Here is a 25498-nt window from a genome sequence, read left to right as displayed (position 1 = left end):
ACGCGACCGCGAGTTCGGCAGCCTCCACTTCAGGGGTGACCTTCCCCCACTGGCATATCCCCCCTGAAGAGAGGCCTCCCATGACGCAACGCCCCCACCTGAACCGCGACCCGCGAGGAAAGGCATGAAGGGCCTGCACCGGCTCCGCCGCCGTCGCCGTACCTGGGCGATAGGGCTGTCGGCCGCGGCGGTGGTGACCGGTGTCGTGACGTTCCTCCCCAGCTCCGCGGGCGCCGCAGGCCTGGGTACTCACGCGGCCCCCTCGGGCCGGTACTTCGGCACGGCTGTGGCCGCAGGCCGGCTCGGCGACTCGGCGTACACCGCGATCGCCGACCGGGAGTTCAACATGATCACCCCGGAGAACGAGATGAAGTGGGACGCCATCGAGCCGTCCCGCGGCCGTTTCGACTTCGGTCCCGCGGACCGGATCGTCGACCGTGCCCTGGCACGCGGTCAGCGCGTACGCGGCCACACCACGGTCTGGCACTCGCAGCTCCCCTCCTGGGTGGGCTCCATCCGCGACGCGCAGACGCTGCGCGGTGTGATGAACCACCACATCACCACCCAGATGAGCCACTACAAGGGCAAGATCTACGCCTGGGACGTGGTCAACGAGGCGTTCGCCGACGGCGGCAGCGGCCGGCTCCGTGACTCGGTCTTCCAGAAGGTGCTGGGCGACGGTTTCATCGAGGAAGCGTTCCGCACCGCCCGCGCGGCCGATTCCTCGGCCAAGCTCTGCTACAACGACTACAGCATCGAGAACTGGTCGGACGCCAAGACTCAGGGCGTCTACCGCATGGTCAAGGACTTCAAGTCCCGTGGCGTGCCGATCGACTGCGTCGGGTTCCAGAGCCACTTCGGGGCGGGCGGCCCGCCGGCGCGCTTCAGGACCACCCTGGCCGCCTTCGCCTCCCTGGGCGTCGACGTCCAGATCACCGAGCTGGACATCGCCCAGGCGTCACCCACCCACTACGCGAACACGGTCAGCGCCTGCCTGTCCGTGGCACGGTGCACCGGCATCACGGTGTGGGGCGTCCGTGACAGCGACTCCTGGCGGAGCGGCGAAAGCCCCCTGCTGTTCGACCGGAACGGCAAGCCCAAGCCCGCCTACACCGCCGTCATGAACGCTCTCACGTCCGGCTCCGGCCCCACGCCGACCAAGCCGACCGACCGTGCCGGGGAGATCAAGGGTGTGGCCTCCGGCCGCTGTATCGACATCCCCGGCTCCGCCACCGCCAACGGCACCCGGGCGCACCTGTGGGACTGCAGCGGACAGGCCGGCCAGCGCTGGACCCACACCGCCGCCAAGCAACTGAAGGTCCATGGCGACAAGTGTCTGGACGCCAAGGGCAAGGGCACCGCCAACGGCACCCCGGTGATCATCTGGGACTGCAACGGCGGCGCCAACCAGCAGTGGAGCATCAACACCGACGGCACGATCACCGGTGTCCAGTCCGGGCTGTGCCTCGACGCCGTCGGCGCGGCCACCGCGAACGGCACCACGATCCAGCTGTACACCTGCGCGTCGGTCGGCAACCAGAAGTGGACCGCCCCCTCCGCGACGGGCAGCGGCGCGTGTGCTCTTCCCTCGACGTACAAGTGGAGCTCCACGGGCGCCCTCGCCCAGCCGGCGAACGGATGGGCCGCGGTGAAGGACTTCACTCACGCCATGCACAACGGCAAACACCTGGTCTACGCGTCGAGCGCGTCGGGAACCTCGTACGGCTCGATGGCGTTCAGCCCCTTCACGAACTGGTCCGACATGGCGTCGGCCGGCCAGACGAAGATGAGCCAGAACGCGGTGGCACCGACGCTCTTCTACTTCGCGCCGAAGAAGATCTGGGTGCTGGCGTACCAGTGGGGGGCATCGCCCTTCAGCTACCGCACGTCGAGCGACCCCACCAATCCCAACGGCTGGTCCGCGCCGAAGCCACTGTTCACCGGCAGCATTCCCCGCACCGTATCCGGCACCGGCCCGATCGACCAGACGCTCATCGGCGACGGGACGAACATGTACCTGTTCTTCGCCGGTGACAACGGCAGGATCTACCGGGCGAGCATGCCGATCGGGAACTTCCCGGGCAGCTTCGGCTCGTCGTACACGACGGTCATGAGCGACACGGCGAAGAACCTCTTCGAGGCCCCCCAGGTCTACAAGGTCAAGGACCAGAACCGGTACCTCATGATCGTCGAGGCCCGGGGCGTGAACGAACAGCGCTACTTCCGCTCGTTCACGGCCTCCAGCCTGAGCGGTGCGTGGACCCCACAGGCCGCGACCGAGAGCAACCCCTTCGCGGGTAGGGCCAACAGCGGAGCCACGTGGACCGACGACATCAGCCACGGTGACCTGGTCCGCAGCAACCCCGATCAGACCATGACCATCGACCCCTGCAACCTGCAGTTCCTCTACCAGGGGAAGTCCCGCACCGCGGGTGGCCCCTACGACCGACTGCCGTACCGGCCGGGCGTCCTCACCCTGCAGCGCTGACCCGCCCGATCCACGGTTACCCAAGGAGAACACCCCCCTCATGAACAACCCCACGAACGGCGCGCGCCGCGGGCGTCACCGTCGTCGCTGGAGCGCCACCGCCCTGCTGCTCGGTGTGCCCGCCGCCGTCGTCCCGTACCTCCTGTTCACCCAGGAGGACTCGCAGGCCGCGACGGTCGACGCCAACGCCTACTACCGGCTGCTCTCCGTGCACAGCGGCAAGGCCCTGGACGTCAACGCCTTCTCCACCGCCGACGGCACCCGCATCCAGCAGTGGACCGACCAGAACACCGCCAACCAGCAGTGGCGGCTGCGGCCCACCGGCGACGGCTACTACGAGCTGGTGAACCGCAACAGCGGCAAGGTGCTGGGCATAGCCGGCGATGCGACCGCACAGGCGGCCGCCGCCGAGCAGCAGACCGACAGCCCCTCCGCCTCCCAGGAGTGGCGGATCGACGAGGTGAGCGATTCCGGCGCCGTCACCTTCACCTCCCGCAGGAGCGGTCAGGTCCTGGACGTCTCCGGAGGCTCCACGGCCGACGGCGCGGCGGTCATCCAGTACGGCGGCCATGGCAGCACCAACCAGCAGTGGAAGCTGGTGAAGACGGCCGAGGCGCCAGCCACCGGGACCGGACCGTACACGTGGAGGAACGCCCAGGTGGTCGGCGGCGGTTACGTCACCGGGCTGGTGTTCAACCCGCGGGAGAAGGGTCTGCTGTACGCGCGTACCGACATGGGCGGCGCCTACCGTTGGGACACCGGTGCCGAGCAGTGGATCCCGCTGACCGACTGGCTCGGCGAGAAGGACTGGAACCTGCTCGGCATCGACGCGCTGGCCACTGACCCCGTGGATTCGAACCGCCTCTACCTCGCGGCGGGCACCTACACCAACGAGTGGGCCGGCAACGGCGCGATCCTGCGCTCCACCGACCGGGGCCGCACCTTCCAGCGCACTGAGCTGCCGTTCAAGCTGGGCGGCAACGAGGACGGCCGCGGGGCGGGCGAACGGCTCGTGATCGACCCGTCGGACAACCGCACCCTGCTGCTGGGCACCCGCAAGAACGGCCTGTGGCGCAGCACGGACAGCGGTGTGACATGGCGGCAGGTCTCCTCGTTCCCCGTCAAGGACGGGGCGAGCAGCGGCGCGGGCATCTCCTTCGTGACGTACGGTCCGGCCGGCAGCAGGACGATCTACGTCGGTGTCGCCGACAGGTCCACGTCCCTGTACCGCTCCACCGACGGCGGCAGCACCTGGCAGGCCGTCCCCGGGCAGCCCACAGGACAGCTGCCGCAGCACGGCGTGCTCTCCGGTGACGGCTCGCTGTACCTGACGTACACCAACGCCCTCGGACCCAACGGCGTGACGGCGGGTTCGGTGTGGAAGCACACGCCGGCCGGCGGGGCCTGGGAGAACATCTCCCCGTCCCAGGGCGACTACGGGTTCTCCGGCCTGTCCGTCGACCCGCAGAAGCCGTCCACGGTGATGGTCACCACCCTCGGCCGCTGGTGGCCCGAGGACGAGATCTACCGGTCCACCGACGGCGGCACGACCTGGAAGCCACTGGCCGGGAAATCGGTACGGGACGCCTCCGCCGCTCCCTACGTCGGTACCCACACCGGGCACTGGATGACCGCCCTGGCCATCGACCCCTTCAACTCCGGGCACGTGCTGTACGGCACCGGCAACGGCATCCTGCGCAGCAAGGACGCCGACGCCTCCGACCGCGGAGGCACCAGCCACTGGAGCATGGGTGCCCGAGGGCTGGAGGAGACCGCGCTGATGGACGCGATCGCCCCGCCCGGCGGAGCCACCGTCATCACCGCCATGGGTGACCAAGGCGGCTTCCGCCATGACGACCTGACCAAGGTGCCCGCCGGGCGGCTGAACAACCCGATGATGACCAACAGCACCGACATCGACTTCGCCCAGGCCAACCCCTCGATGATGGTCCGCGTCGGCCGGGGCGGCGCGCAGGACGGCGCCTACTCCACCGACGGCGGCATCAGCTGGACCGGCTTCAAGACGGAGCCGGCGGCCGGCGCCCAGGACGGCCATGTCGCGCTTGCGGCGGACGGCTCCACCATCGTCTGGACCCAGGCCGGCCAGGCCCCGTACCGCTCGGCCGACAAGGGGGCCGGCTGGTCCAAGGTCCGCGGCCTGGGCACCGGCGCCGTCGTCGTCGCCGACCGCTCCTCGGCCAGGACCTTCTACTCACTGTCCGGCGGCACGCTCCACGCCAGCACCGACGGCGGCGCGACCTTCACCGCCCGCGCCACGAACCTGCCCGCCGGCCGGCTCACGGCCGTCCCCGGCGTCGCCGGAGACCTGTGGATCGCCGGCGGCGGCCAGGGGCTGCTGCACTCCACCGACGGCGGCCGCACCTTCACCACGCTCGCCACGGTGCGGTCCGCGTCCGCCCTCGGCTTCGGCAAGGCCGCACCCGGCGCCTCCTACCAGGCCCTCTATCTGATCGGTACGGTCAAGGACGTCACCGGCGTCTTCCGCTCCACCGACAAGGGCGCCACCTGGCTCCGCGTCAACGACGACGCCCACCAGTGGGGCGCCATCGGAGGCGTCGGCGTCGTCACCGGCGACCCCGACACCTACGGCCGCGTGTACGTCGGCACCAACGGACGCGGCCTCCAGTACGGCGACCCGTCCTGACCCTCCCCCCCAGCGGGGCCGCAGGCACGGCGCCTGCGGCCCCGGCAGGTGCTACGGCCTCCCCCCCCCGGGAGGGGCGACCCGTTGCCGACACGCCTCGGGGGCTGCTTGCGCGGCCGGCTCAGTCGGACCGGGCGGGGGCTCGTAGTTCGACCTTGTACCCGCCCTGTGGGGTGGATTCGGCGGTGAGGATGCCGTCGAGCAGTTCGGCGCGTTCCTTGAGACCGATGAGGCCGTGGCGGGCGCTGGGCAGGGCGACAGACGGGCGGGTGGGGGCGGTGTTGGTCACGGTGACGCCGAAGTGGTGAGCGTCGTGCCACAGGCGTACCTCGGCGCGGGCGCCGGGGGCGTGTTTACGCACGTTGGTGAGTGCTTCCTGGACCGTACGGTAGACGGTGCGCTGAGCGGTGGTGCTGATGCCGGCGGGAAGCTCCCCGGCCAGGGTGGTCTCGATGCCGCTGTTGGCGATGAGCTGCCGGAGGTCGGCGAGGGTGGGCTGGGGGGTGAGTGCGGTTTCCCTGCCGCCTGAGGCGCGGAGCAGGGTGACCATGTGGCGGAGTTCGTCCAGGGTGTTCGTGCTCAGGGTGCGGATGGTGCGAGCCGCCTCTCGGGCGTCGAGGTCCTTGGCGGCCACCTGCATCGCTCCGGCCTGTACGGCGATGAGGCTGACCTGGTGGGAGACGACGTCGTGCATCTCGCGGGCGAGTTGGGCGCGCTCGCTGGCGAGGACGGTCTGGGCGTGCAGGGCACGTTCGTGTTCCCGGGCCTCTTCGACCTCGACGAGCTGTCGGGCCACGTCGTGCCGGGCCTGCACGAGCTGGCCGAACAGGACGGGGGCGACGGCCGTGGCCAGCGTGTAGACGAACTGGACGAGCGTCCATGTCCGGTCGCCGTCGAACGCGTCGGACAACGGCCAGACGAGGGTGTCCACCCCCGCGTTCAGCAGGGCACAGCCGGCCAGCATCGGTCGGTTGCGGGTGGACGCGGCCAGTGTGTACAGGGCGGTGATCGGCGCGACCGCGACGTCCATGAAAAGGGTCATGGGCAGGGTGAACAGGAAGACGGCAAGCGGGAAGCGCCTGCGCAGGAACAACGCCGTGCTGCCGAGGGCGACGCAGGCCCAGACGAGAGGGGTCCCCTCGCCGTAGAGGTTGATCCAGGCGTCGAGCACGGCGAGGACGACGAGACCCCCGTCGACGGCCCAGGGGGGTACGCGCCGCCACAGTGCCCGGCCCGTGCTCATCGCCCGTTGTCCCGTGACGGGTTGTCGCCGTTCCTGCCGAGCAGTCCGGCGCGCTCGGCGAGCAGTGCGGCCTGGACACGGCCGGCGACCCGCAGTTTGTTCAGGATCGAGCTGACGTGGTCCTTGACGGTGCCCGCGCTCAGATGGATACGGGTGCCGATCTCGGCGTTGGACAGTCCTTCCGCGACCAGGACGAGGACGGCGCGCTCCCGGTCGCTGAGCAGGTTCACCCGTGCCACCTCCGCGTCCTGGGGTGCTCCCGCCCCAGGATGACCGCGCAGCAGCGCGCGTGAGGCTTTCGGGGACATCACCACCCCGCCGGCGGCCAGGGTGCGCACGAGCTGGGCGAGCTGCTCGGGTTCGGTGTCCTTGAGCAGGAAGCCGGCGGCACCCGACCGCAGCGCGGTGAGGATGTACTCGTCGGTGTCGAAGGTGGTCAGCATGGCGACGTGCGGCGGTGCGGCCAGTTCCTGGATCTTCCGCAGGACGGTCAGGCCGTCCACGTCCGGCATGCGGATGTCGAGGAGTACGACGTCCGGCCTCTCGCGCCGGATGACGTCGGCCGCCTGCGCCCCCTCCGCGGTCGCGACGACCTCGATGTCGGCGGACGCGTTCAGGATCATCTGGAAACCGGACCGCACCAGGGCCTCGTCATCCACCACCACTACCCGGATCACCGGCGTTCCGCCTCACACTCGTCTGCTCCGTCCGGCCTCTCGGCGATCCGTGTCGGCACCCGCACCCGGGGCGTACACGCTCTCGTACGGTGATCGCCTGCCGTCGACAGTACGTCCGGCAGGGTACGCGGTGGCGCGATGACCGTGGAGTGTGGACATCCGGCGGGTCGGCTCCAGCCGTTCCGGGGGGACGATCCCGCCTGTCGGCGGGCAGTGCACGAAGGACGGCGGATGGTGTCCGTCGTCCTTCGTGCGCTGGAGTCGGTCCATGGGCCCGCACGAGTCCGCGGGCCGCAGCCGTTTCCCTACCGTTCGAGGACGACCCCGTCATGCCCCGCCCGTTCCTGCGTCAGCCCGTCCGCGCTCTGCGTCGCTGTGCGGCGCGACCCCGTGTGCTCTTCGGGGGTGTGTACGGGGCGGTGCTGGCCAGTTCCATGGTGGCCGCCCTGACGGAACAGGGTGAGACGGCGCCCGCCGATCGGTTCAACAGCGCCCAATGGCTCCTGGTGACGGCTTTCGCCTCGGCCTTGGCCCACGGCTACGCGCATCTGATGGCCCTGCGTGGCGACCGGACCCATCACGGTGTGCGCGCCGGGGTGCGGCTGTTGCTGTCCGAGTGGCCGTTGGTGGTGGCGACGGTGCCGACGCTGGGCGTGCTGCTCGGCGCCGCCTGGGGATGGTGGCCCACGGCGGACGTCGAGTGCGTGGTCTTCGCCGTGAACGTGGTGCTGCTGTTCGCCTGGGGTCTGTCCGCGGCCCGCGCCGCCGGTCGCACCTGGGGCTCCGCCGTGGGGATCGGCACGGTGGACGCGTTGCTCGGCCTCGTGGTCGTGGTGGCCAACGCCGTCATCAAGTAGGACGGTGGGCCGTCCGGGCCCGCGAACCGTCCTGGGCGCCGTTCCGCCACTCGGCGGGGCTGGTCCCGGCCGGTCGGCGGGGATCTCACCGAAGCCCGTCGGATGGTCCGCTTCCTGGCGGCGCCCGGAGATTGTCCGTATCACACAGATATAGCCGCCGCAGGAGAACTCGCCTCCACTGCCCCGCTCTTCGACCGAGTCCCAGGAAGCTCTCCGGAGGTCCCTCGACGGGGCGCCTGGTCGGGGTGGATCTGGCCCGCGCGCTGGCGGTGTTCGGCATGTACATCGTGCACATCGGCCCGCCGCTGTCGGCCACGGACGGCGTCGCCAGATGGGTCCGGTATCTTGCCGACGGCCACTCGTCGGTTCTGTTCGCCACCCTCGCCGGGTTCTCGCTGATGCTGATCGCCGGGCGCCGTGAGCCGAAGACCGGCCTGGCGGGTCGGCAGGCGAAGGCCCGGATCGCGATCCGCGCCGTGGTCCTGCTGGCGCTGGGCACCGGGCTGGCGATGGAGTACGGGGGAGTGATCATCCTCGGCTTCTACGGTGTCTACTTCCTCCTCGCCCTGCCCCTGCTGCGGCTGTCCGCCAAGGCACTGGCGATCACCGCGGCCGGGCTCGCGCTCGTCACACCCCAGCTGGCGTTCGTCCTGAACTCGCGGCTCAGCGAGTCCGTCCAGCAGACCATCGACGCCTACGACCCGCTCAAGAAGATCAGCGAGGTCGGCGTGCTCGACCTGCTGCTCACCGGCTTCCATCCAACGATCACGTGGATGTCGTTCGTGGTCGCAGGCATGGCGCTGGGCCGCCTCGACCTGTCGTCCGTCCCCGTCCAGCGTCGCCTGGCCGCGCTCGGTGCCGCTCTGACCGTCGGCGCGTACGGCCTGTCCCTGCTGCCGGCGGGCAAGGACGCGCTGCGCAGCATGGCGGAGGACGGGAAGTCGTCCGCCGGGTTCGAGAAGGCGTCGTCCTTCGGCAGCGGATCCTTCGAGGCCCCCCGGCGGGCGGCCTCGGAACTGCTGTCCGCCGGGCCGCACAGCGGCACCACGTTCGACATCGTCGGCAGCGTGGGCGTCGCCATCCTCGTGATCATGGGCGGGACGGTGCTGATGGACCGCCTGCCGCGCCTGCGCAGCCTGGCGAAACCCGTCATCGCCGTGGGCACCATGTCCCTGACGGCCTACGTCGGTCACTTCCTCGCCCAGCCCATGCTCGGCACATCGGCCGGCGAAAGCAGCCAGACGTCCTGGATCCCCGTGCTCCTGTTCATCCTCGGAGCGATCGCGTTCGCCGCGGGCTGGTCCCGCTTCTTCCGCCGCGGACCGCTGGACGCGTTGCTCAACGCCGCCACCAACCGGCGAAGCACATCCGATGAGGCCGGGCCGGGACGTTCGGCACGCATGGCCCGTCCCGGCTGCGCCGATCCACGCGTGGCACTCCTCGTGGTCTCTGCGTGGACCTCCGCCCCGCCGTGCGGCGGGGGCGGCCGGTGGGGGACACCCGCTCTACCCGCCGGGGCGCCCCGCCGGGGTCAGGAGCTGGGTCGCGGCCAGCTGTGTGTACAGCTCGTCCCTGTCCACCAGTTCCTCATGGGTGCCGATCGTACGGACCGTGCCGGCGTCCATGACGACGATGCGCTCGGCGTTCGTGACCGTGGACAGGCGGTGGGCCACCACCAGGACGGTGGTCTCGCGTGCCGTCTCGGCGATGACGTCCCGCAGCGCCAGCTCGTTGGGCGAGGTGAAGGGCTGCGACGGCGACCGGCTGGACGCTCCGGAGGTCCCGGCGATCCAGCTGAAGGCGCGGGGGAGGGTGCGCTGAACTGGGGTTTTCTCCCCGGAGTCGATGTAGGGGTGGGGATGCCTCGGCCTGCCTGTCGCTGTCGTCGCGAGTGTGGGAGGGAGGCGTGTGGCAGCGCCTCCCGGTCTCGCGGTAGGCGGGTGTGCTTCCAGGATGTGCTCGCGTCCGAGCGGGTCCGGTCAGCTGAATGCTGACCCTTTGCCGAGTTTGATGACAGGGCGTCAGGCGCGCGACATCTGGTGCGGGGAGTGTCGGCGGGCCGGTCTTTCCGCTCTCCAAAGCGGCTTCACTCTCCCCAGTTGCTCCTGCTGCCCGGCGGCGTCCGCTGGTGAGAAGGCCCTTCTTGGCTCGGCGTAAGGCTAGGCGCCGCTTGGGAGGGTCGGCAGCGCACGCTGCCGAGATGATGGTCTCTGCGTCCTGCCTGTGCGGTTCGCTTCGGTTGCGCCGTCGAGTGACAGGGGCGGGAGCCGGGATGTGTGAAGTGGCTCGGTCGAGTCGCCTCGTTGGCCCAGGCGGGTTCTCCGTGCGATCACCTCTGGGGATCGGCGTCGCGGCCTTGCCGAGTTCGGGCTGGTGACACGGCGTGGCTCTCGTCCTTCACCGGTTGTGCGCTGTCGTGCCAACTCCTGGGCGCAGGAGGTCAACGCGGTCGGTCGGGTCGCTCGTAGCTTGACGAAGTGCCGAGCCGCCGATGCGGCAGGTGCGCTATCGATTGCTTCGAAAGGACCCCTCATGTTCGACATCAACAAGGTGCAGGCCGCTCCGAGCAAGGACCTGCTCACGCCCGACAACTCGGTCATGCTCTTCGTGGACCACCAGCCGCAGATGTTCTTCGGCACCGGCAGCGGCGACCGGACCGCGATCATCAACAGCACCGTGGGTCTCGCCAAGGCCGCCCAGGCGTTCGACGTGCCGGCCGTTCTGACCACGGTCGCCGCCGAGTCCTTCTCGGGCCCCCTGCTGCCGCAGCTCGCGGAGGTGTTCCCCAAGAACGAGATCATCGACCGCACCACCATGAACGCCTGGGAGGACGAGGCGCTCGTAGCGGCGGTCAAGGCGACCGGACGCAAGAAGATCATTGTGTCGGGTCTGTGGACCGAGGTCTGCCTGGTGCTGCCCGCGCTCTCGGCGCTGGAGCAGGGTTACGAGGTGTACGTCGTGACCGACGCCTCCGGCGGCGTCAGCCCGGCCGCCCACGAGCACGCGCTGCAGCGGATGATCGCCGCCGGCGCCGTCCCCGTGACCTGGGTCCAGGTCCTCCTGGAGCTGCAGCGCGACTGGGCGCGCCAGGAGACGTACGGCGCCGTCATGGAGATCGTCAAGGCCCACGCGGGCGCGTACGGCCTGGGTGTCGTGTACGCGCAGTCGGTCATCGGCGCGCACGCGGCCGGCTGACCCCTGTGGACACCGGCATTCTGATCCTGCGTCTGCTGGTGGGACTGCTCGTCGCCGGGCACGGTGTGCAGAAGGTCAGCCGACACCTGGGCGGCAAGGGACTCGAGGGCGGTACGGAGGAGTTCCGTGGTGACGGTTTCCGCGGCGGCGCCCTCACCGCCCTGGCGGCGGGCGGCGGTCAGATCGGCTCCGGCCTGCTGCTCGCCGCCGGCCTCCTGACCCCTCTCGCCGCCACCGGCGCCATCGGGGTCATGACCGTCGCCCTCACCGTGAAATGGCGCCACGGGCTCTGGGTGCAGAACGACGGGTACGAGTACCCGCTCGTCCTCATCGGCACCGCTGCCGCGCTCGCCGCCACCGGCCCCGGCGCCTGGTCCCTCGACGCGGCCCTCGGCCTCACGCCGTACCCCCTGGGGTGGGCCGCCCTCGCGCTCGTGGCCGGTCTCGGCAGTGGGCTCCTCACCCGGCTCGTCCTGCACCGGCCCCCCGCCGCCCCGGCGATCGCCGAGCGCTGAGCGCGAGCAACGCAGACCGGGTCCGGCCGGCCGCGCACCCCCGACCGGGCGGCCGGGCCCACCCACCCACTTCTCCCTGTACAGGAGTACTCGATGGACACCCTCACGTCTCCGCACGGCGGCGGTCAGCCCCTGCTGCATCAGAAGGGCGCCGAGATCCAGGCGTTCGGCACGCTCAAGCAGCTGCCGATCGGCCTCGGCCACGACACCCGTATGTACGCCTGCCAGCGGCTGAACCGCGTCCTCGCCGACACGCAGATCCTCTACTCCCTCTACAAGAAGCACCACTGGCTCATGCGCGGGGCGACCTTCTACTCGCTCCACCTCATGCTGGACAAGCACGCGGAGGCCCAACTGGCCATCGTGGACGCGCTGGCCGAGCGGGTCCAGAGCCTCGGCGGCGTCGCCGTCGGGGACCCTCGCCACGTCGCGGAGCTGACGGCGATCCCCCGGCCACCGGACGGGGTGGAGCCGGTTCCCGTCATGTTGTCGCGGCTCCTCGACGCGCACGAGCGGATCCTGATCGACGCGCGGGACGCTGCCGCCCGGATCTCGGCCGAGGGCGACGAGGGCAGCACCGACCTGCTCGTCTCCGAGGTCATCCGTACCGGTGAGGCGCAGGTGTGGTTCCTGGCCGAGCACCTCGTGGACACCCCGCTGGTACGCGGCTGATGGCGGCCCCGGACGAGGACGCGTACGACGTCGTCGTGGTCGGCGGAGGGCCGGCCGGCGAGGTCGTCGCCGACCGGATCGTCCGGTCGGGGCTGACAGCCGTCGTCGTCGAGGCAGAGGCGGTCGGCGGCGAGTGCTCCTACCGTGCCTGCGTGCCGAGCAAGGCTCTGCTGCGTCCCGGCGCCGCCCGAGCGGAGGCCCGCTCGGTCGACGGGGCCCGGCAAGCGGTCACGGCGGCACTCGACCCGGCGCGGGTGTTGGCCCGCCGCGACCGGTTCACCGGGCGCGGTGACGACACCGGCCAGGCCGACTGGCTCGACGGTGCGGGCATCGCGCTCGTACGGGGCCACGGACGGCTCGCCGGTGAGCGCCGGGTGGAGGTGACCGCGCCCGACGGCACGGTCCGTACCCTGCAGGCCCGGCGCGCGGTCGTGGTCTGCACCGGCACGGAACCCGCCCTCCCGCCGGTCGAAGGGCTCGACCGGATCGGTGTGTGGACCAACCGGCAGGCCACCACCGCCGACGCGGTGCCCGCGCGGCTCGTCGTCATCGGCGGGGGAGTGGTGGCCTGTGAGATGGCCACCGCATGGCGCTCGCTCGGCGCCTCCGCCACCCTGCTCGTCCGCGACCGGGCCCTGCTGACCGGCTGGGAGCCGTGCGCCGGCGAAGAGGTCACCCGAGGGCTGAGCGATCTGGGCGTCAGGATCCGCTTCGGGGTGTCGGCCGTCCGGGTCGCCCGTGACGAGACCACGCGCACCGTGACCGTGGAGACCGACGACGGCACCGCCCTCGTCTGCGACGAGGTCCTTGCCGCCGTGGGCCGTCGCCCGCGCACGGCCGACCTCGGCTTGGAGACCGTCGGACTGCCCGTCGGCGACTGGCTCCCGGTCGACGACACCTGTCGGGTCACCGCGGGGATCGACGGCGACTGGCTCTACGCCGTCGGCGACGTCAACCGGCGCGCGCCTCTGACCCACATGGCCAAGTACCAGGCCCGTGCCTGCGCGGCGGCGATCGTCGAGCGAGCCGCCGGGCGTCCGGCCGTCACCGGCGGGCGGCAGCGGTGGAGCGCGGAAGCCGACCGTTTCGCCGTGCCGCAGGCCGTCTTCACCCGTCCCGAGGTGGCGAGCGTGGGTCTCACCGAACGCGCGGCACGCGAAGCGGGTCTCGCGGTACGCACGGTGGAGTACCGCATCGACGACGTCGCCGGCGCCGCGCTCCACGCGGACGACTACCGCGGCCTCGCCAAGCTCGTCGTCGACGAGACCCGAGGCGTCGTCGTCGGCTGCACCCTCACCGGCCCGATGGCGACCGAGCTCATCCACACGGCCACCGTCGCCATCGTGGGCGAGGTCCCTCTGGAGCGCCTGTGGCACGCCGTGCCCGCCTTCCCGACGGTGAGCGAGGTCTGGCTCCGGCTCCTGGAGGCGTACGGCCTCTGAGGTCTGGCCCCTCCCCCGAGCCCCGCTCGACGGGCGTACCCCTCCCGCTTGACCGAGCACAACCCAACGCTTCCCCCCCCCACCCGACAAGGACACACCCACCCATGCAACTCACGAGGCGCACCCTCGCCCTCGCCATGCCCGCGACGCTCGCCGCCCTGATCGGCGCCGCACCCGTGAGCCGCCCCGCCGCCGAGAACACCGACCGGTACGTTCCCAAGCCCACGATCGTCCTGGTCCACGGAGCGTTCGTGGACGCCTCCAGCTGGAGCGGCACGATCAGGCGGCTGCAGCACGCCGGCTACCCCGTCCTGGCCCCCGCCAACCCGCTGCGCGGTCTCGCCGCGGACACCACCTACCTGCGCAGCGTGCTGGCCGCTGTCGACGGACCCGTCGTCCTGGTCGGCCACTCCTACGGCGGCGCCGTCATCAGTGGCGCCGCGGTGGGCAACAGCCGTGTGAAGGCCCTCGTCTACATCGCCGCGTTCACCCCGGACAAGGGCGAGAGCGCGGCCGAACTCGCCGCCAAGTTCCCCGGCTCCACCCTCGGCGACACCGTGAACCCGCGGTCGTACCCGCTGCCCGGCGGTGGCACCGGCACCGAGCTCGTCATCGAACGGTCCAAGTTCCACCGGCAGTTCGCCGCCGACGTCCCCACTGCCGACGCGGCTGTCATGGCCGCGACCCAGCGCCCGGTCGCCACCACCGCGCTGGAGGAGAAGGCCGGGGAAGCCGCCTGGAGGACGATCCCGTCCTGGGCGCTGATCGCCACCGCCGACAGGAACATCCCGCCGGCCGCCGAACGGTGGATGGCCCGGCGCGCCGGTTCGCAGATCACCGAAGTGGACGCGTCCCATGCAGTGGCCGTGTCCCGCCCGGCCGTGGTCACCCACGTGATCCTCGCCGCCGCGCGGGCGCCCCGCTGACTGCTCTACCCGCCCCGTACCTCCCCTGAAGGAGAACCCCTCATGAAGAACCGTCCGGTCCTCGAACCCGCCGCCCAGGCGTTCGCCGATGCCACCGCCCAGCCGCCGTACCTCTACCAGATCCCCGTCGCCGAAGGCCGTAAGGCCGTGGACCACGTGCAGAACGGTGAAGGCGTCCCCCTGCCGGACGTCGACGAGGAGTGGATCACCGTCCACGGCGGCCCGACCGGTGACGTCCGCGCCCGGATCGTCCGCCCCCGCGGCGCCACCGGCCCGCTCCCCGTCATCCTCTACATCCACGGCGCGGGCTGGGTGTTCGGCAACGCCCACACCCACGACCGGCTCGTCCGCGAACTCGCCGTCGGCACCCGGGCGGCCGTGGTCTTCCCCGAGTACGACCTCTCGCCCGAGGCGCGCTACCCCGTCGCCATCGAGCAGAACTACAGCGTCGCCCAGTGGGTCGCCCGCGAGGGCCACCACAACGACCTCGACGGCACGAGGATCGCCGTCGCGGGCGACTCGGTCGGCGGCAACATGAGCGCCGCCCTCACCCTCATGGCCAAGCAGCGCGGCGACGTCACGCTCGTCCAGCAGGTCCTCTTCTACCCGGTCACGGACGCGAGCTTCGACAACGACTCGTACCACCAGTTCGATGAGGGCTACTTCCTGCGCCGCGACGCCATGAAGTGGTTCTGGGACCAGTACACGACCGACGAGGCCGAGCGCGCCCAGATCACCGCCTCGCCGCTGCGTGCCTCCACAGAGCAGCTCACCGGCCTGCCGCCGGCCCTGGTCATCACCGCCGAGGCCGACGTCCTGCGCGACGAGGGCGAGACGTACGCGGCGAAGCTCCGTGCCGCCGGCGTCCCCGTCACCGCTCTGCGCGTCCAGGGGGTCATCCACGACTTCGTGATGCTGAACGCGCTGCGCGAGACGCATGGAGCGGAACTGGCCATCGGCGTCGCCACCGACGCTCTGCGCAAGGCCCTCGCATGACCGGGCCGTCCATGAGCATGCCGGTGGCGGGCCTCGTCCCCGCCCAGCGCCGGGAACCCGCGCAGGCCGACCTTCTCGTCCGCAATGCGAAGGTGTTCACCGGCGACCCCGGCCGACCCGAGGCCCGTGCCATCGCGATCCGCGACGGCCGGGTCGCGGCCCTCGGAGACGACCACGACCTCGCCCATCTCGTCGGGCCGGGCACGAAGGTCGTGGACGCCCTGGGCCGCCGGGTGATCCCAGGACTCAACGACTCGCACCTGCACGTCATCCGGGGCGGCCTGAACTACGTCCTGGAGCTGCGCTGGGACGGGGTACGGAGCCTCCGCCAGGCTCTGGCCATGCTGCGTGAGCAGGCCGGCCGCACCCCGAAGGGGCAGTGGATCCGGGTGGTGGGCGGCTGGACCGCCGAGCAGTTCGCCGAGCGCCGGATGCCGACCGTCGCCGAGCTGAACGCCGCAGCCCCCGACACCCCGGTCTTCGTCCTGCACCTGTACCAGTCGGCCCTGATGAACCGGGCCGCGGTGCGGGCGGCCGGGTTCACCCGCGACACCCCCGATCCTCGCGGCGGCCAGATCGTCCGGGGCCGGGACGGCGAACCCAACGGAGTCCTCCTCGCCGCCCCGAGCGCGCTCATCCTCTACTCGACCCTGGTCAAGGCGCCGGCTCTCGACGAGGCCGACAGACGGACATCGACACGGCACTTCCTGCGGGAGCTGAACCGCTTCGGCCTGACCTCCGCGGTCGACGCCGCCGGCGGCTTCCAGAACTTCCCCGACAACTACGCGACCGTCGTCGACCTCGCCAGGTCGGGGGAGCTGACCCTCCGCATCGCCTACCACCTCTTCCCGCAGACGGCCGGGCAGGAACTCGCCGACCTGAAGCGCTGGACCGAGGTGGTCAAGCCCGGGGACGGGGACGAGTGGCTCCGGCTGAACGGCGCGGGTGAGAACCTGACCTGGGCCGCTGCCGACTTCGAGAACTTCTCCGAGCCCCGGCCCGAGCTCGCCGAGGGCTACGAGACCGAGTTCGAGAGCGCGGTACGGCTCCTGCTCGAGAACGGCTGGGGCTTCCGCCTCCACGCCACGTACGACGAGACGATCCGCCGCGACCTGGCCGTCTTCGAGAAGCTCGCCTCGGAGGGACTCTTCCCCGGCGGCAACCGGTGGCTCTTCGACCACGCGGAGACCGTCTCGGCCGGCAGCCTCGACCGGATCGCCGCCCTCGGCGGAGCCGTCTCCGTCCAGAACCGCATGTCCTTCCAGGGCGCCGCGTTTCTCGACCGCTACGGTGCCGAGGCAGCCGCCCACACCCCGCCGGTGCGGGCCATGCTCGACCGCGGCCTGACCGTCGCCGCCGGAACCGACGCCACCCGCGTCTCCTCGTACAACCCCTGGGTCGCACTCCACTGGCTGGTGACCGGGCGCACCGTCGGCGGCACGTCCCTCTACCCGGCGGGGAACCTGATCGACCGGGAGACCGCCCTCGGCCTCTACACCCGGGGCGGGGCGCAGCTCACCGGCGAGCAGGACGTCAAGGGAACCCTGCGCGAGGGCTCGTACGGCGACCTCGCGATCCTCTCCGACGACTACCTGACCGTCCCCGAGGGCGTCATCCCCGACATCGAGTCCGTCCTCACCGTCGTCGGCGGCCGCATCGTCTACGCGACCGCGGAGTACGAGGGGCTCGACGATGCCCTTCCGCCGGTGAGCCCAGAGTGGAGCCCCGTGGCCCGCTTCGGCGGCTACCAGAGCGGTGCCCGTCAGGCGTCGCTCGTGGCCGAGGCCGTCGCCGAGTCCGAGCAGCACCGCCGGTGGCGTGTCGCCCGCGGCTCGGTCCCCCAGACCACGCCGTCCTTCGTCGACCCCTGCTTCGATCACTGAAAGAGAGACATCCGATGACTGCCGCCTCCCCGGCCGCCGACGGCGGCGAACTGGACCCGGCCGCCCCGCCCGGACGCCGTTTCGAGCCGGACCTCCGGTCGATGACACGGATCAACCTGCGCCCCATCGCCTCACCCATGCCGCTCGGATTCTTCACGATCGCCATCGCGTCCGTGATGACGGGCTGCCTCCAGCTCGGGATCCTCGGCGAGGAGGCCCGCACCGCCGTCGCCTTCACCGTCCTGCCGGCCTTCGCCCTCCAACTCCTGGTCAGTGTCCTGGCCTTCGGCGCCCGTGACGTGATCGCGGCGACCCTGATGGCGGTGTTCGCCGGCAGCTGGCTGCCCTACTCGCTCATCATGCTCAGCGGTGCGGCCGACGGCCTGAAGGTCCTCGGCGTCTTCAACCTGGCCCTCCTCTGCTTCGGCGCGTTGATGACCGCCGTGACCGGGCCCAAACGAGCGCTGTGGCTCGTCCTCGCGGTCTCCCTGCCCCGCTGGGCGGCCACCGGCCTCGCGGGCGTCACCGGCGCCGAATGGCTGACGCGCACGTCCGGGGCGCTCGGCCTGCTGGTGGCGGTCGTTGCGATGTACACGGCGTTCGCCCTGATGCTCGAGGACATGCGCAGCGAGCAGGTCCTGCCCATCGGCCGCAGCGGCCCCGCCCACCTCGCCGTCGAAGGCGACCTCGCCGTCCAGCTCCGCAACCTCGAACGCCATGCGGGCGTGCGCCGCACCCTCTGATCGCAGCCACCGCCCCCGTCACACCACGACCGCACAGGAGCACCCATGGAACCCCGAGTGACCGACCGGCCCGAGAAGTCCCGGTACGAGGTCCTCACCGGCGACGGCACCGACATCGCGGGCTTCGCCGAGTACCACCTCTCGGAGGGCGAGATCGCCTTCTTCCACACCGAGATCGATCCCCGCTTCGGCGGCCGGGGCCTGGGCGGGCTGCTCGCCCGCGGCGCCCTCGACGACGCCCGGACCCGCGGGCTGCGCGTCCTGCCGTCCTGCCCCTTCATCCGGGGCTGGATCGGCAAGCACCCCGAGTACGCCGACCTGGTGCCCGAGGCGCGCCGCGCCCGCTTCGGCCTGTGAACCACCCCACCGCCGCCTTCCCCGTCTACTCACCGAGGAGTTCCCCCATGGCCCGACACGCCCGCCCCACCGTCGTCCTGGTCCACGGCGCCTTCGCCGACGCCTCCAGCTTCGCCCGTGTCATCCCCGAACTGACCGCCGCCGGCCTGGAGGTGATAGCCCCGGCGGTGCCCAACCGGAGCCTCGTCGACGACGCCGCGTACATCGCCTCCGTGGTCCGTGCCGTCGAAGGCCCCGTCATCCTGGTGGGGCACTCCTACGGCGGCGCCGTCATCACCCTCGCCGGTACGGAGGACAACGTCCGCGCCCTGGTGTACCTCGCGGGCTACGCCCTCGAGGAGGGCGAGAGCCTGGGCGAGCTGCAGGGCGGCTTCCCCGACTCCGGTCTCGGCGAGGCGCTCGTCTACACCCCGTTCCCGGTGGCCGGTTCCACCGAGAACGGCACCGACGTCTCGGTGGCGATCGACCGCTTCCCCGCCCTGTTCGCCGCGGACGTCGACCCCGACCTCGCCGCGGTGCTCGCCGTCTCCCAGCGCCCCCTGGCCGCGCGGGCCTTCTCGGAGGCGGCGCCGGTCGCGGCGTGGAAGACCAAGCCCTCGTGGGGCCTGGTGGCCTCCTCCGACCGGACCATCAATCCCGACGTGGAGCGCTACGGCTACGAGCGCGCCGGCATGACCACCGTCGAGGTCGACTCCTCCCACCTGGTCATGCTTGCCCAGCCCACGGCCGTGGCGGAGCTGATCCTGGAGGCGGCCGGGTCCACGGGGCACTGATCCGACGCTTGAACTTCGAACGATTGGTCTCTGTCGTTCGAACGCTGTAGCTTTCCGAAACGTCCGCCGAGAACTTGCGGCGGGCGATCGGAGGAAGCACAACCATGAGGTTCGGCGCGAGGCTCGCGCTCGCGGTCATCACCCTCGCCGTCACGGCCACCGCCTGCGGCACCCCGCAGGACAGCGGTTCGCGCTCGCACACCACCGCGGACTGCGGACCGTACGCCCGGTACGGCAAGCACCCCGGCACCGAGGTCACCGTCTACGCGGAGAACCGGGACCGGGAGGCCGATCTGTTCGAAGAGACCTGGGCGGACTTCGCGGACTGCACGGGAATCGACGTCCAGTACGAGGGGGACGGGGAGTTCGAGGCGCAGATCCAGGTCCGGGTCGACGGCGGGAACGCGCCCGACGTGGCGTTCTTCCCCCAGCCCGGTCTCCTGGAACGCTTCGCGCGGGACGGGAAGCTCAAGCCCGTGAGCGCCGGCGTCGCCGCTCTCGCGAAGCAGGGCTGGTCGGCCGACTGGAACAGCTACGCGACCGTGGACGGCACTCTCTACGGCACGCCGCTCGTCGCGAACGTGAAGTCCTTCGTCTGGTACTCCCCGAAGTTCTTCCGCGACAAGGGGCTGAGCGTTCCCCGCACGTGGTCCGAGCTGATGGCCGTGACCGAGAAGGTCGCGGCGTCGGGCGTCAAGCCGTGGTGCGCGGGCATCGAGTCCGCCGAGGCGACCGGCTGGCCCGTGACGGACTGGATCGAGGACGTCCTCCTTCGCCAGCAGGGCACGCACGTCTACGACCAGTGGGTCGCCCATGAGATCCCGTTCAACGACCCGCGGGTGATCAAGGCCATGGACAGCGTGGGGTCCATCCTCAAGAACGACCGGTACGTCAACGGCGGCTTCGGCCCGGCCCGGTCCATGGCGTCGATCTCCTTCCAGGAGGCTGGCACGCCGGTTCTCTCCGGCGACTGCGCGATGCACCGCCAGGCCTCGTTCTACGCCGACATGTGGCCGAAGGGCACCGAGATCGGACCGGACAAGGACGTCTACACCTTCCTCCTGCCGGGGGCCGACCCGGCGAACCGCCCCGTACTGGGCGGTGGGGTGTTCACCGCGGTGTTCGTCGACCGTCCCGAAGTGCGGGCGTTCCAGGAGTACCTGGCCTCCGCGGACTTCGCGAACGCGCGCATGAAGAAGGGTCCGTTCGTCTCGGCGAACAGGGGCGTGGATCCGGCGAACGCCGCGACCCCGGTCGACAGGCTCTCGATCCAGCTGCTCCAGGATCCCCGGACACAGTTCAGGTTCGACGGTTCAGACCTGATGCCGGCGTCGGTCGGCGCCGGGACGTTCTGGAAGGGGGCCGTCGACTGGATCGGCGGCGCGAGCACCCGGCAGGTCGCCGACTCCGTCGAACGGTCCTGGCCGAGCCACTGATGTCGTTCGACACCGTCGCCCAGCAGCCCAAGCTGATGTACCTGCTCCAGGGCGTCGCCGCCTTCGCGGCGGTGGTCGCCCTGGTCCTGCTCGCGCTGCACCGGGGGCCGGTACGGAGGAGGGCCGCGGCCCTGATCCTGCTGACCCCCGCGCTGCTGCTGCTCACGGTCGGTCTCCTCCTGCCCGGTCTGCGCACCCTGGTGCTGTCGTTCACCGTCGGCGGGGGAGACGCGTGGGCCGGCTTCGACAACTATGTGTGGATGTTCACCGACCACCGGGCGCTGGTGGCGCTGCGTAACACCCTGGCGTGGGTGGTGCTCGTGCCGCTGACGTCGACCGCGGCCGGTCTGCTCTACGCGGCGGCTGTCGCACGGTCGCGGTTCGGGGCGCTCGCGCTGTCCCTCGTCCTCATGCCGATGGCGATCTCCCTCGTCGGCGCGGGTGTCGTCTGGAAGTTCGTCTACGCCTACCGTCCCTCGGAAGCCGGGCAGATCGGGCTGCTGAACCAGCTCGTCGTCGGGTTCGGCGGCGAACCCAGGCAATGGCTCGTGGACTCCCCCTGGAACGTCCTGTTCCTCATCGGGGTGATGGTGTGGACCCAGGCGGGCTTCGCGGCCGTCCTGCTGGACGGCGCGATCAGAGCCGTACCCACGGAGCTGACCGAGGCCGCCCGGCTCGACGGCGCGTCCCCCCGGCAGATCTTCCGGCGGATCACCCTGCCGTCGATCAGGCCCACGCTGCTCGTCGTGCTCCTCGCCCAGGCGATCGGCACCTTCAAGGCCTTCGACATCGTCAAGACCATGACCGGCGGACAGTTCGACACGGGCGTCATCGCCCACGAGATGTACGACCAGGCCTTCCGCTACGGCGAGACAGGCCGCGGCGCGGCGCTCGCCGTGCTCCTCTTCCTCTTCGTCACCCCCTTCGTCGCCCACCAGATCAGGGCGCAGCGGAGGACGAGGTGAACGGCGTCCGGGAGCGTCTCGCCTCCCGCGCCTTCACGTCGGTCGCCGTGGTGATCGCGGTCCTCTGGACGACACCGACCCTCGGTCTCCTGCTCTCCTCGTTCCGCCCCGAGGAGGAGATCAAGACGACGGGCTGGTGGACCGTGTTCGGTACGCCTCACCTCACGCTCGACAACTACGGCGAGGCGCTGTCCGGCGGCGGGAACGGGTCGGGGCGGCTCGCGGAGTACTTCGTCAACTCCGTCGTCATCACCGTTCCCTCGGTGCTGTTCCCGCTCGTCCTGGCCTTGTTCGCGGCGTACGCCCTGGCCTGGATCGACTTCAGGGGGCGCGACGCGCTCGTCGTCGGCATCTTCGCGCTCCAGGTCGTGCCGCTCCAGATGGCGCTCGTCCCTCTCCTGAAGCTCTTCTCCCAGGGCTGGCTCTTCCTGCCCGCGTGGCACCTCACCGGACCCGCTCGGTTCGGCCAGGTCTGGTTCGCCCACACGGTCTTCGCGCTGCCGTTCGCAGTGTTCCTCCTGCACAACTTCCTGGCAGGACTGCCCCGGGACCTGATCGAGGCCGCCCGCATCGACGGCGCGTCGCACGGGACGCTCCTGCTCCGGATCGTGCTGCCGCTGGCCCGCCCGGCCCTGGTCAGCTTCGCCATCATCCAGTTCATCTGGGTGTGGAACGATCTCCTCGTGGCACTGACCCTGTCCGGCGGAACGGCCGAGACCGCGCCGATGACCGTCAGACTGGCGAGCCTGGCCGGGACCTACGGCAACGAATGGCAGCGGCTCACCGCGGGAGCCTTCGTGGCGGCGGTCGTCCCGCTGCTCGTCTTCTTCTCCCTACGGCGGCACTTCGCACGGGGACTGCTCGCCGGATCGGTCAAGGGATGAGCCCCGACCGGCCCGACGAACGAGCCATGGCCACGCGGCTGAGCCGGCCCGGACTGCGGGGCCGCGAAGCCGAGCTGGAGCGGCTGCGCGCCCTGGTCGAGGCGGTGCGCGACGGCGAGGAAGGAGCGATCGCGCTGCTCCTGGGCGAGCCCGGGATCGGGAAGACCGTGCTGCTCCAGGAGGCCGTCTCGCTGGCACGGGCCCACGGATTCCTCGTCAGCCACGGACGTGCCGAGGAGCTGCACGAGCTGGCCCCCCTCGCCTCACTGGCCTCGGGCCTCCTGCACGGCGACCCGCCACTGCTCTCCGGCACGGACTTCGCGGACCTCGCCGGCCACCACGACCAGCGCATCTGGCTCGTAGAACGACTGGCCCAGCTGATCGAGGAACGCTCGGCGGGCACGCCCCTACTGATCGCGGTCGACGACGTCCAATGGGCCGACCCGCTGAGCCGCTTCGCCCTCAGTGTCATGCCGGCACGGCTGCTCAGCTCTCCGGTCCTCTGGCTGCTCACGGGCAGGGAGGACCCGGAACTGCACGGGCAGGGACCGCGGACGACGACCCTCCCGCTGCGGCCGCTGTCAGAGACGGCCCTGGCCGAGCTGGCCCGCGACGTCCTCGGCGGGGACCTGCCGGCGCGGGTCGAGGAGCTCCTTGACGGGGCGGGCGGCAACCCGTTCCTCGCGGCCGAGATGCTCACAGGCATCGCGGCGACGGGCGCGGACGGGCCGGAACCGCCCGAGCGGCTGGTCCTCGGCGTACGCGGCCGACTGGCCGACCTCCGGCCGGACACCCTGCACTTCCTGCGGATCGGCTCGGTCCTCGGCCGCGCGTTCTCACTCGCCGACGCCGCCGCCCTGTGCGGCCGGCCCGCCTCCGCACTCAGCGCCGAAGTGGACGAGGCCATCGCCGCCGCCCTCCTCCACGACGACGGCGAACGCCTCCTGTTCCGACACGACCTGCTCCGCCAGGCGGTGTACGCCGACCTTGCCCCCTCCGTACGCCGGGCGCTGCACCGGGAGGCCGCGAGCCGTCTCGTCTCGGCGGGCCGGAGCTCCGTCGACGCGGTCCCGCACCTGCTGAAGAGCGCCGAACCCGGTGACATGGAGGCGATCGGACTGCTCGGCACAGCCGCCGAGGACGTGGTCGACGTGATGCCCGACCTCGCCGCCGACCTGGCCGTACGCGCCCTGGAACTCGTACCGCCCCGTGCGCCCATGGCGTACGACGTGGGCGAGCGGGCCATCGTCGCGCTGACCCGCGCGGGCCGGTACACCCGGGCACGGGACACCGGCGACGCGCTGCTCGCCCGGCAGCCGCCCCTCGACGTCTTCGCCCGTCTGCAGTCCGTACTCGGCGACACGCTGTGGCACCTCGACGACGTCCACGAGCTGACCCGCCGCACGACGGCGGCGCTGGCAGCCGTCACCGACCCCGCGATCCGCGCCCGCCTGACCGCCCGGCAGGCCCTGGCCCGGTCCCGCGGGAGCGACCTCGGGGCCGCTCGCGAGACCGGCGAACGGGCGCTCGCCGAGGCGGAGCGGGCCGGCGACCGGGAGGCCCGCGTCCTCGCGCTGTGGGGCCTTGGCGAGATCGCCCTCAACGCGGGCGACTGCGCCGCCGCCGTCGAACACCACACTGCGCTGTGTGTGTTCGACACGGCCTTCCTCCCCGAGGAGGCCGTCGCCCGGATCCACACGGACGACTTCGACACCGTACGGCGACTGCTCCGGACGGCGGGCGACGCCCCCCTGCGCCCCGCCATGCTGATCTGGGCCCAGGGAACCCTGAGCATGGGGCTCGGCCGGCTCGACGACGCGGACGCCGACTTCATCACCGTCGAGCGGCTCGAAGCGGACCTCCACGTGCCCGGCAACCTGGTCAACCTCCGCGTCAACCGCGGTCTCCTCGCGATGCTGCGCGGCGACCGCGAAGCCGCGCGGGAACACCTGGACGTCGTGCGGGCGGCCGTGACCGACCGGCCGAACGCCGGCAACCACGCCACGCACCAGTACTTCGAGGCCGTCGTCGCCGACTCCGGCGGCGACCACGCGGCAGCGGCCGAACTGGTCCGGTCCGTGCAGCGGGACCACCCCTTCCTCCGGTGGCGGCTGCTGCGCCCTCATGTCGTCCAGGCCGTGCGGATCGCCCTGCGCGGCGGGGACCGGAACCTGGCCGAGGACCTCGCGGACCAGGCCGCCGAACACGCCGCTCGCAACCCCACCGTGCCGACCGCCCAGGGGACCGCCGCCCACGCGTCCGCCCTGGTGAACGGCGACCACGGACTCCTGGAGCGGGCGGTCCGCATCCTCCTCACCGGCCCCCGGCCGCTGCCCCTCGCCGCCGCATCCGCCGACCTCGGGCGCGCGCTGCTGACCTCGGGCCACGCCGCCGCGACACCCGCCCTGACCAGGGCGCACGGCCTCTACGCCCAGGCCGGGGCCGACGCGGAGGCCGACCGGGTCCAGGCCGATCTGGAACGAGCCACCAGCCGCCCCGGCCGGCGCACCGGACGCCTGCGGCCGCGCGCCGACCAGGGCTGGGACGCGCTGACCGCCTCGGAACGCAAGGTGGCCCGGCTGATCGCCGCGGGTCACTCCAACCGGTCGGCCGCGGAGGCCCTCGTCGTCTCCCCGCACACGATCAACACCCATCTGGCGTCGATCTTCCGCAAGCTCGGGGTGCGCTCGCGGGTCCACCTGGCCCGGATCGTCCTGGCGGAGGACGACACCGGAACGGCCACCGGCCGCTGAGCAACCTCTGCGCCCCCGTGCCAGGTGC

Annotated in this window: 19 protein-coding genes and 2 pseudogenes; 18 read left to right on the top strand and 3 right to left on the bottom strand. The window is 71.5% G+C overall.

Annotated features, from left to right (window positions below):
• Positions 1 to 124 precede the first annotated feature (124 nt).
• Together IF00_RS0101630 and IF00_RS0101625 are read left to right on the top strand one after the other, a co-directional pair.
• Positions 125 to 2488, top strand: a complete 2364-nt coding sequence (locus IF00_RS0101630) for a non-reducing end alpha-L-arabinofuranosidase family hydrolase (RefSeq protein ID WP_030313334.1) — start codon at positions 125 to 127, stop codon at positions 2486 to 2488.
• A 40-nt stretch (positions 2489 to 2528) separates the two neighbouring features.
• The gene (locus IF00_RS0101625; RefSeq protein WP_030313332.1) at positions 2529 to 5153 is read left to right on the top strand and encodes an RICIN domain-containing protein; all 2625 of its coding nucleotides are present in this window, start codon (positions 2529 to 2531) and stop codon (positions 5151 to 5153) included.
• 121 nt (positions 5154 to 5274) lie between these two features.
• Here IF00_RS0101625 and IF00_RS0101620 read toward each other — a convergent pair whose 3' ends face one another.
• Together IF00_RS0101620 and IF00_RS0101615 are read right to left on the bottom strand one after the other, a co-directional pair.
• Complete coding sequence (locus IF00_RS0101620; RefSeq protein ID WP_030313330.1) at positions 5275 to 6396, bottom strand: sensor histidine kinase; 1122 nt, start codon at positions 6394 to 6396, stop codon at positions 5275 to 5277.
• Positions 6393 to 7019 carry a response regulator gene (locus IF00_RS0101615; RefSeq protein WP_037637381.1) on the bottom strand — a complete coding sequence of 209 codons (627 nt, stop codon included), beginning with the start codon at positions 7017 to 7019 and terminating at the stop codon, positions 6393 to 6395. The genes IF00_RS0101620 and IF00_RS0101615 overlap by 4 nt, the downstream gene beginning before the upstream one ends.
• 383 nt (positions 7020 to 7402) lie before the next feature.
• Here IF00_RS0101615 and IF00_RS0101610 point away from each other — a divergent pair, with 383 nt between their 5' ends.
• Entirely contained in the window at positions 7403 to 7930 is a 528-nt protein-coding gene (locus IF00_RS0101610; RefSeq protein WP_030313327.1) for a hypothetical protein, read from the top strand.
• Between the two features lie 178 nt (positions 7931 to 8108).
• A pseudogene (locus IF00_RS40850) lies at positions 8109 to 9305 on the top strand (DUF418 domain-containing protein).
• A 130-nt stretch (positions 9306 to 9435) separates the two neighbouring features.
• Here the strand turns inward: IF00_RS40850 and IF00_RS46000 are convergent.
• Positions 9436 to 9663, bottom strand: a pseudogene (locus IF00_RS46000) (ABC transporter ATP-binding protein); the annotation flags it as partial.
• 799 nt (positions 9664 to 10462) lie between these two features.
• Here IF00_RS46000 and IF00_RS0101590 point away from each other — a divergent pair.
• The 14 genes from IF00_RS0101590 to IF00_RS0101525 all read left to right on the top strand — a co-directional run bounded on the left by IF00_RS0101590 (position 10463) and on the right by IF00_RS0101525 (position 25470).
• Complete coding sequence (locus tag IF00_RS0101590) at positions 10463 to 11125, top strand: hydrolase (RefSeq protein ID WP_030313322.1); 663 nt, start codon at positions 10463 to 10465, stop codon at positions 11123 to 11125.
• Between the two features lie 5 nt (positions 11126 to 11130).
• Positions 11131 to 11640: a DoxX family membrane protein gene (locus tag IF00_RS0101585; protein WP_030313320.1), complete on the top strand. Its 510-nt coding sequence runs from the start codon at positions 11131 to 11133 to the stop codon at positions 11638 to 11640.
• A gap of 93 nt (positions 11641 to 11733) precedes the next feature.
• Positions 11734 to 12312, top strand: coding sequence for a Dps family protein (locus IF00_RS0101580; protein ID WP_030313319.1), 579 nt, complete (start codon positions 11734 to 11736; stop codon positions 12310 to 12312).
• On the top strand, positions 12312 to 13754 hold the full coding sequence (locus IF00_RS0101575) for a dihydrolipoyl dehydrogenase family protein (RefSeq protein WP_030313318.1): 1443 nt from the start codon (positions 12312 to 12314) through the stop codon (positions 13752 to 13754). The genes IF00_RS0101580 and IF00_RS0101575 overlap by 1 nt, the downstream gene beginning before the upstream one ends.
• 104 nt (positions 13755 to 13858) lie before the next feature.
• Positions 13859 to 14680 (top strand): alpha/beta fold hydrolase, encoded by an 822-nt coding sequence (locus tag IF00_RS0101570; protein ID WP_030313317.1) that lies wholly within the window; start codon positions 13859 to 13861, stop codon positions 14678 to 14680.
• A gap of 42 nt (positions 14681 to 14722) precedes the next feature.
• Complete coding sequence (locus IF00_RS0101565) at positions 14723 to 15676, top strand: alpha/beta hydrolase (protein WP_030313316.1); 954 nt, start codon at positions 14723 to 14725, stop codon at positions 15674 to 15676.
• The gene (locus tag IF00_RS0101560; protein ID WP_030313315.1) at positions 15673 to 17559 is read left to right on the top strand and encodes an amidohydrolase; all 1887 of its coding nucleotides are present in this window, start codon (positions 15673 to 15675) and stop codon (positions 17557 to 17559) included. Before IF00_RS0101565 ends, IF00_RS0101560 begins: the two co-directional genes overlap by 4 nt.
• A 14-nt stretch (positions 17560 to 17573) precedes the next feature.
• A complete protein-coding gene (locus IF00_RS0101555) occupies positions 17574 to 18302 on the top strand; it encodes a GPR1/FUN34/YaaH family transporter (RefSeq protein ID WP_030313313.1) in 729 nt (242 codons plus the stop codon).
• 45 nt (positions 18303 to 18347) lie between these two features.
• On the top strand, positions 18348 to 18659 hold the full coding sequence (locus tag IF00_RS0101550; protein ID WP_030313311.1) for a GNAT family N-acetyltransferase: 312 nt from the start codon (positions 18348 to 18350) through the stop codon (positions 18657 to 18659).
• 47 nt (positions 18660 to 18706) lie between these two features.
• On the top strand, positions 18707 to 19432 hold the full coding sequence (locus tag IF00_RS0101545) for an alpha/beta fold hydrolase (protein WP_030313309.1): 726 nt from the start codon (positions 18707 to 18709) through the stop codon (positions 19430 to 19432).
• A gap of 104 nt (positions 19433 to 19536) precedes the next feature.
• Positions 19537 to 20868: an ABC transporter substrate-binding protein gene (locus IF00_RS0101540; protein ID WP_030313306.1), complete on the top strand. Its 1332-nt coding sequence runs from the start codon at positions 19537 to 19539 to the stop codon at positions 20866 to 20868.
• On the top strand, positions 20868 to 21833 hold the full coding sequence (locus IF00_RS0101535) for a carbohydrate ABC transporter permease (protein WP_030313304.1): 966 nt from the start codon (positions 20868 to 20870) through the stop codon (positions 21831 to 21833). The genes IF00_RS0101540 and IF00_RS0101535 overlap by 1 nt, the downstream gene beginning before the upstream one ends.
• Positions 21830 to 22717, top strand: coding sequence for a carbohydrate ABC transporter permease (locus IF00_RS0101530; protein WP_030313302.1), 888 nt, complete (start codon positions 21830 to 21832; stop codon positions 22715 to 22717). The genes IF00_RS0101535 and IF00_RS0101530 overlap by 4 nt, the downstream gene beginning before the upstream one ends.
• Positions 22714 to 25470 carry a helix-turn-helix transcriptional regulator gene (locus IF00_RS0101525; protein ID WP_030313300.1) on the top strand — a complete coding sequence of 919 codons (2757 nt, stop codon included), beginning with the start codon at positions 22714 to 22716 and terminating at the stop codon, positions 25468 to 25470. The genes IF00_RS0101530 and IF00_RS0101525 overlap by 4 nt, the downstream gene beginning before the upstream one ends.
• The last annotated feature ends 28 nt before the right edge of the window (positions 25471 to 25498 follow it).

The organism is Streptomyces flavochromogenes (genome assembly GCF_000717595.1).
Classification (GTDB): Bacteria; Actinomycetota; Actinomycetes; order Streptomycetales; family Streptomycetaceae; genus Streptomyces; species Streptomyces flavochromogenes.
The sequence above is the reverse complement of the archived record's forward strand: the minus strand, read 5'-3'. Positions and strand labels throughout refer to the sequence as shown.

What these genes read in the sequence shown, in the direction of transcription:
- IF00_RS0101630 (WP_030313334.1), top strand. Translation starts at nt 125, where the DNA reads ATGAAGGGCCTGCACCGGCTCCGCCGCCGTCGCCGTACCTGGGCGATA.
- IF00_RS0101625 (WP_030313332.1), top strand. Translation starts at nt 2,529, where the DNA reads ATGAACAACCCCACGAACGGCGCGCGCCGCGGGCGTCACCGTCGTCGC.
- IF00_RS0101620 (WP_030313330.1), bottom strand. Translation starts at nt 6,396, where the DNA reads ATGAGCACGGGCCGGGCACTGTGGCGGCGCGTACCCCCCTGGGCCGTC.
- IF00_RS0101615 (WP_037637381.1), bottom strand. Translation starts at nt 7,019, where the DNA reads ATGATCCTGAACGCGTCCGCCGACATCGAGGTCGTCGCGACCGCGGAG.
- IF00_RS0101610 (WP_030313327.1), top strand. Translation starts at nt 7,403, where the DNA reads ATGCCCCGCCCGTTCCTGCGTCAGCCCGTCCGCGCTCTGCGTCGCTGT.
- IF00_RS0101590 (WP_030313322.1), top strand. Translation starts at nt 10,463, where the DNA reads ATGTTCGACATCAACAAGGTGCAGGCCGCTCCGAGCAAGGACCTGCTC.
- IF00_RS0101580 (WP_030313319.1), top strand. Translation starts at nt 11,734, where the DNA reads ATGGACACCCTCACGTCTCCGCACGGCGGCGGTCAGCCCCTGCTGCAT.
- IF00_RS0101575 (WP_030313318.1), top strand. Translation starts at nt 12,312, where the DNA reads ATGGCGGCCCCGGACGAGGACGCGTACGACGTCGTCGTGGTCGGCGGA.
- IF00_RS0101570 (WP_030313317.1), top strand. Translation starts at nt 13,859, where the DNA reads ATGCAACTCACGAGGCGCACCCTCGCCCTCGCCATGCCCGCGACGCTC.
- IF00_RS0101565 (WP_030313316.1), top strand. Translation starts at nt 14,723, where the DNA reads ATGAAGAACCGTCCGGTCCTCGAACCCGCCGCCCAGGCGTTCGCCGAT.
- IF00_RS0101560 (WP_030313315.1), top strand. Translation starts at nt 15,673, where the DNA reads ATGACCGGGCCGTCCATGAGCATGCCGGTGGCGGGCCTCGTCCCCGCC.
- IF00_RS0101555 (WP_030313313.1), top strand. Translation starts at nt 17,574, where the DNA reads ATGACTGCCGCCTCCCCGGCCGCCGACGGCGGCGAACTGGACCCGGCC.
- IF00_RS0101550 (WP_030313311.1), top strand. Translation starts at nt 18,348, where the DNA reads ATGGAACCCCGAGTGACCGACCGGCCCGAGAAGTCCCGGTACGAGGTC.
- IF00_RS0101545 (WP_030313309.1), top strand. Translation starts at nt 18,707, where the DNA reads ATGGCCCGACACGCCCGCCCCACCGTCGTCCTGGTCCACGGCGCCTTC.
- IF00_RS0101540 (WP_030313306.1), top strand. Translation starts at nt 19,537, where the DNA reads ATGAGGTTCGGCGCGAGGCTCGCGCTCGCGGTCATCACCCTCGCCGTC.
- IF00_RS0101535 (WP_030313304.1), top strand. Translation starts at nt 20,868, where the DNA reads ATGTCGTTCGACACCGTCGCCCAGCAGCCCAAGCTGATGTACCTGCTC.
- IF00_RS0101525 (WP_030313300.1), top strand. Translation starts at nt 22,714, where the DNA reads ATGAGCCCCGACCGGCCCGACGAACGAGCCATGGCCACGCGGCTGAGC.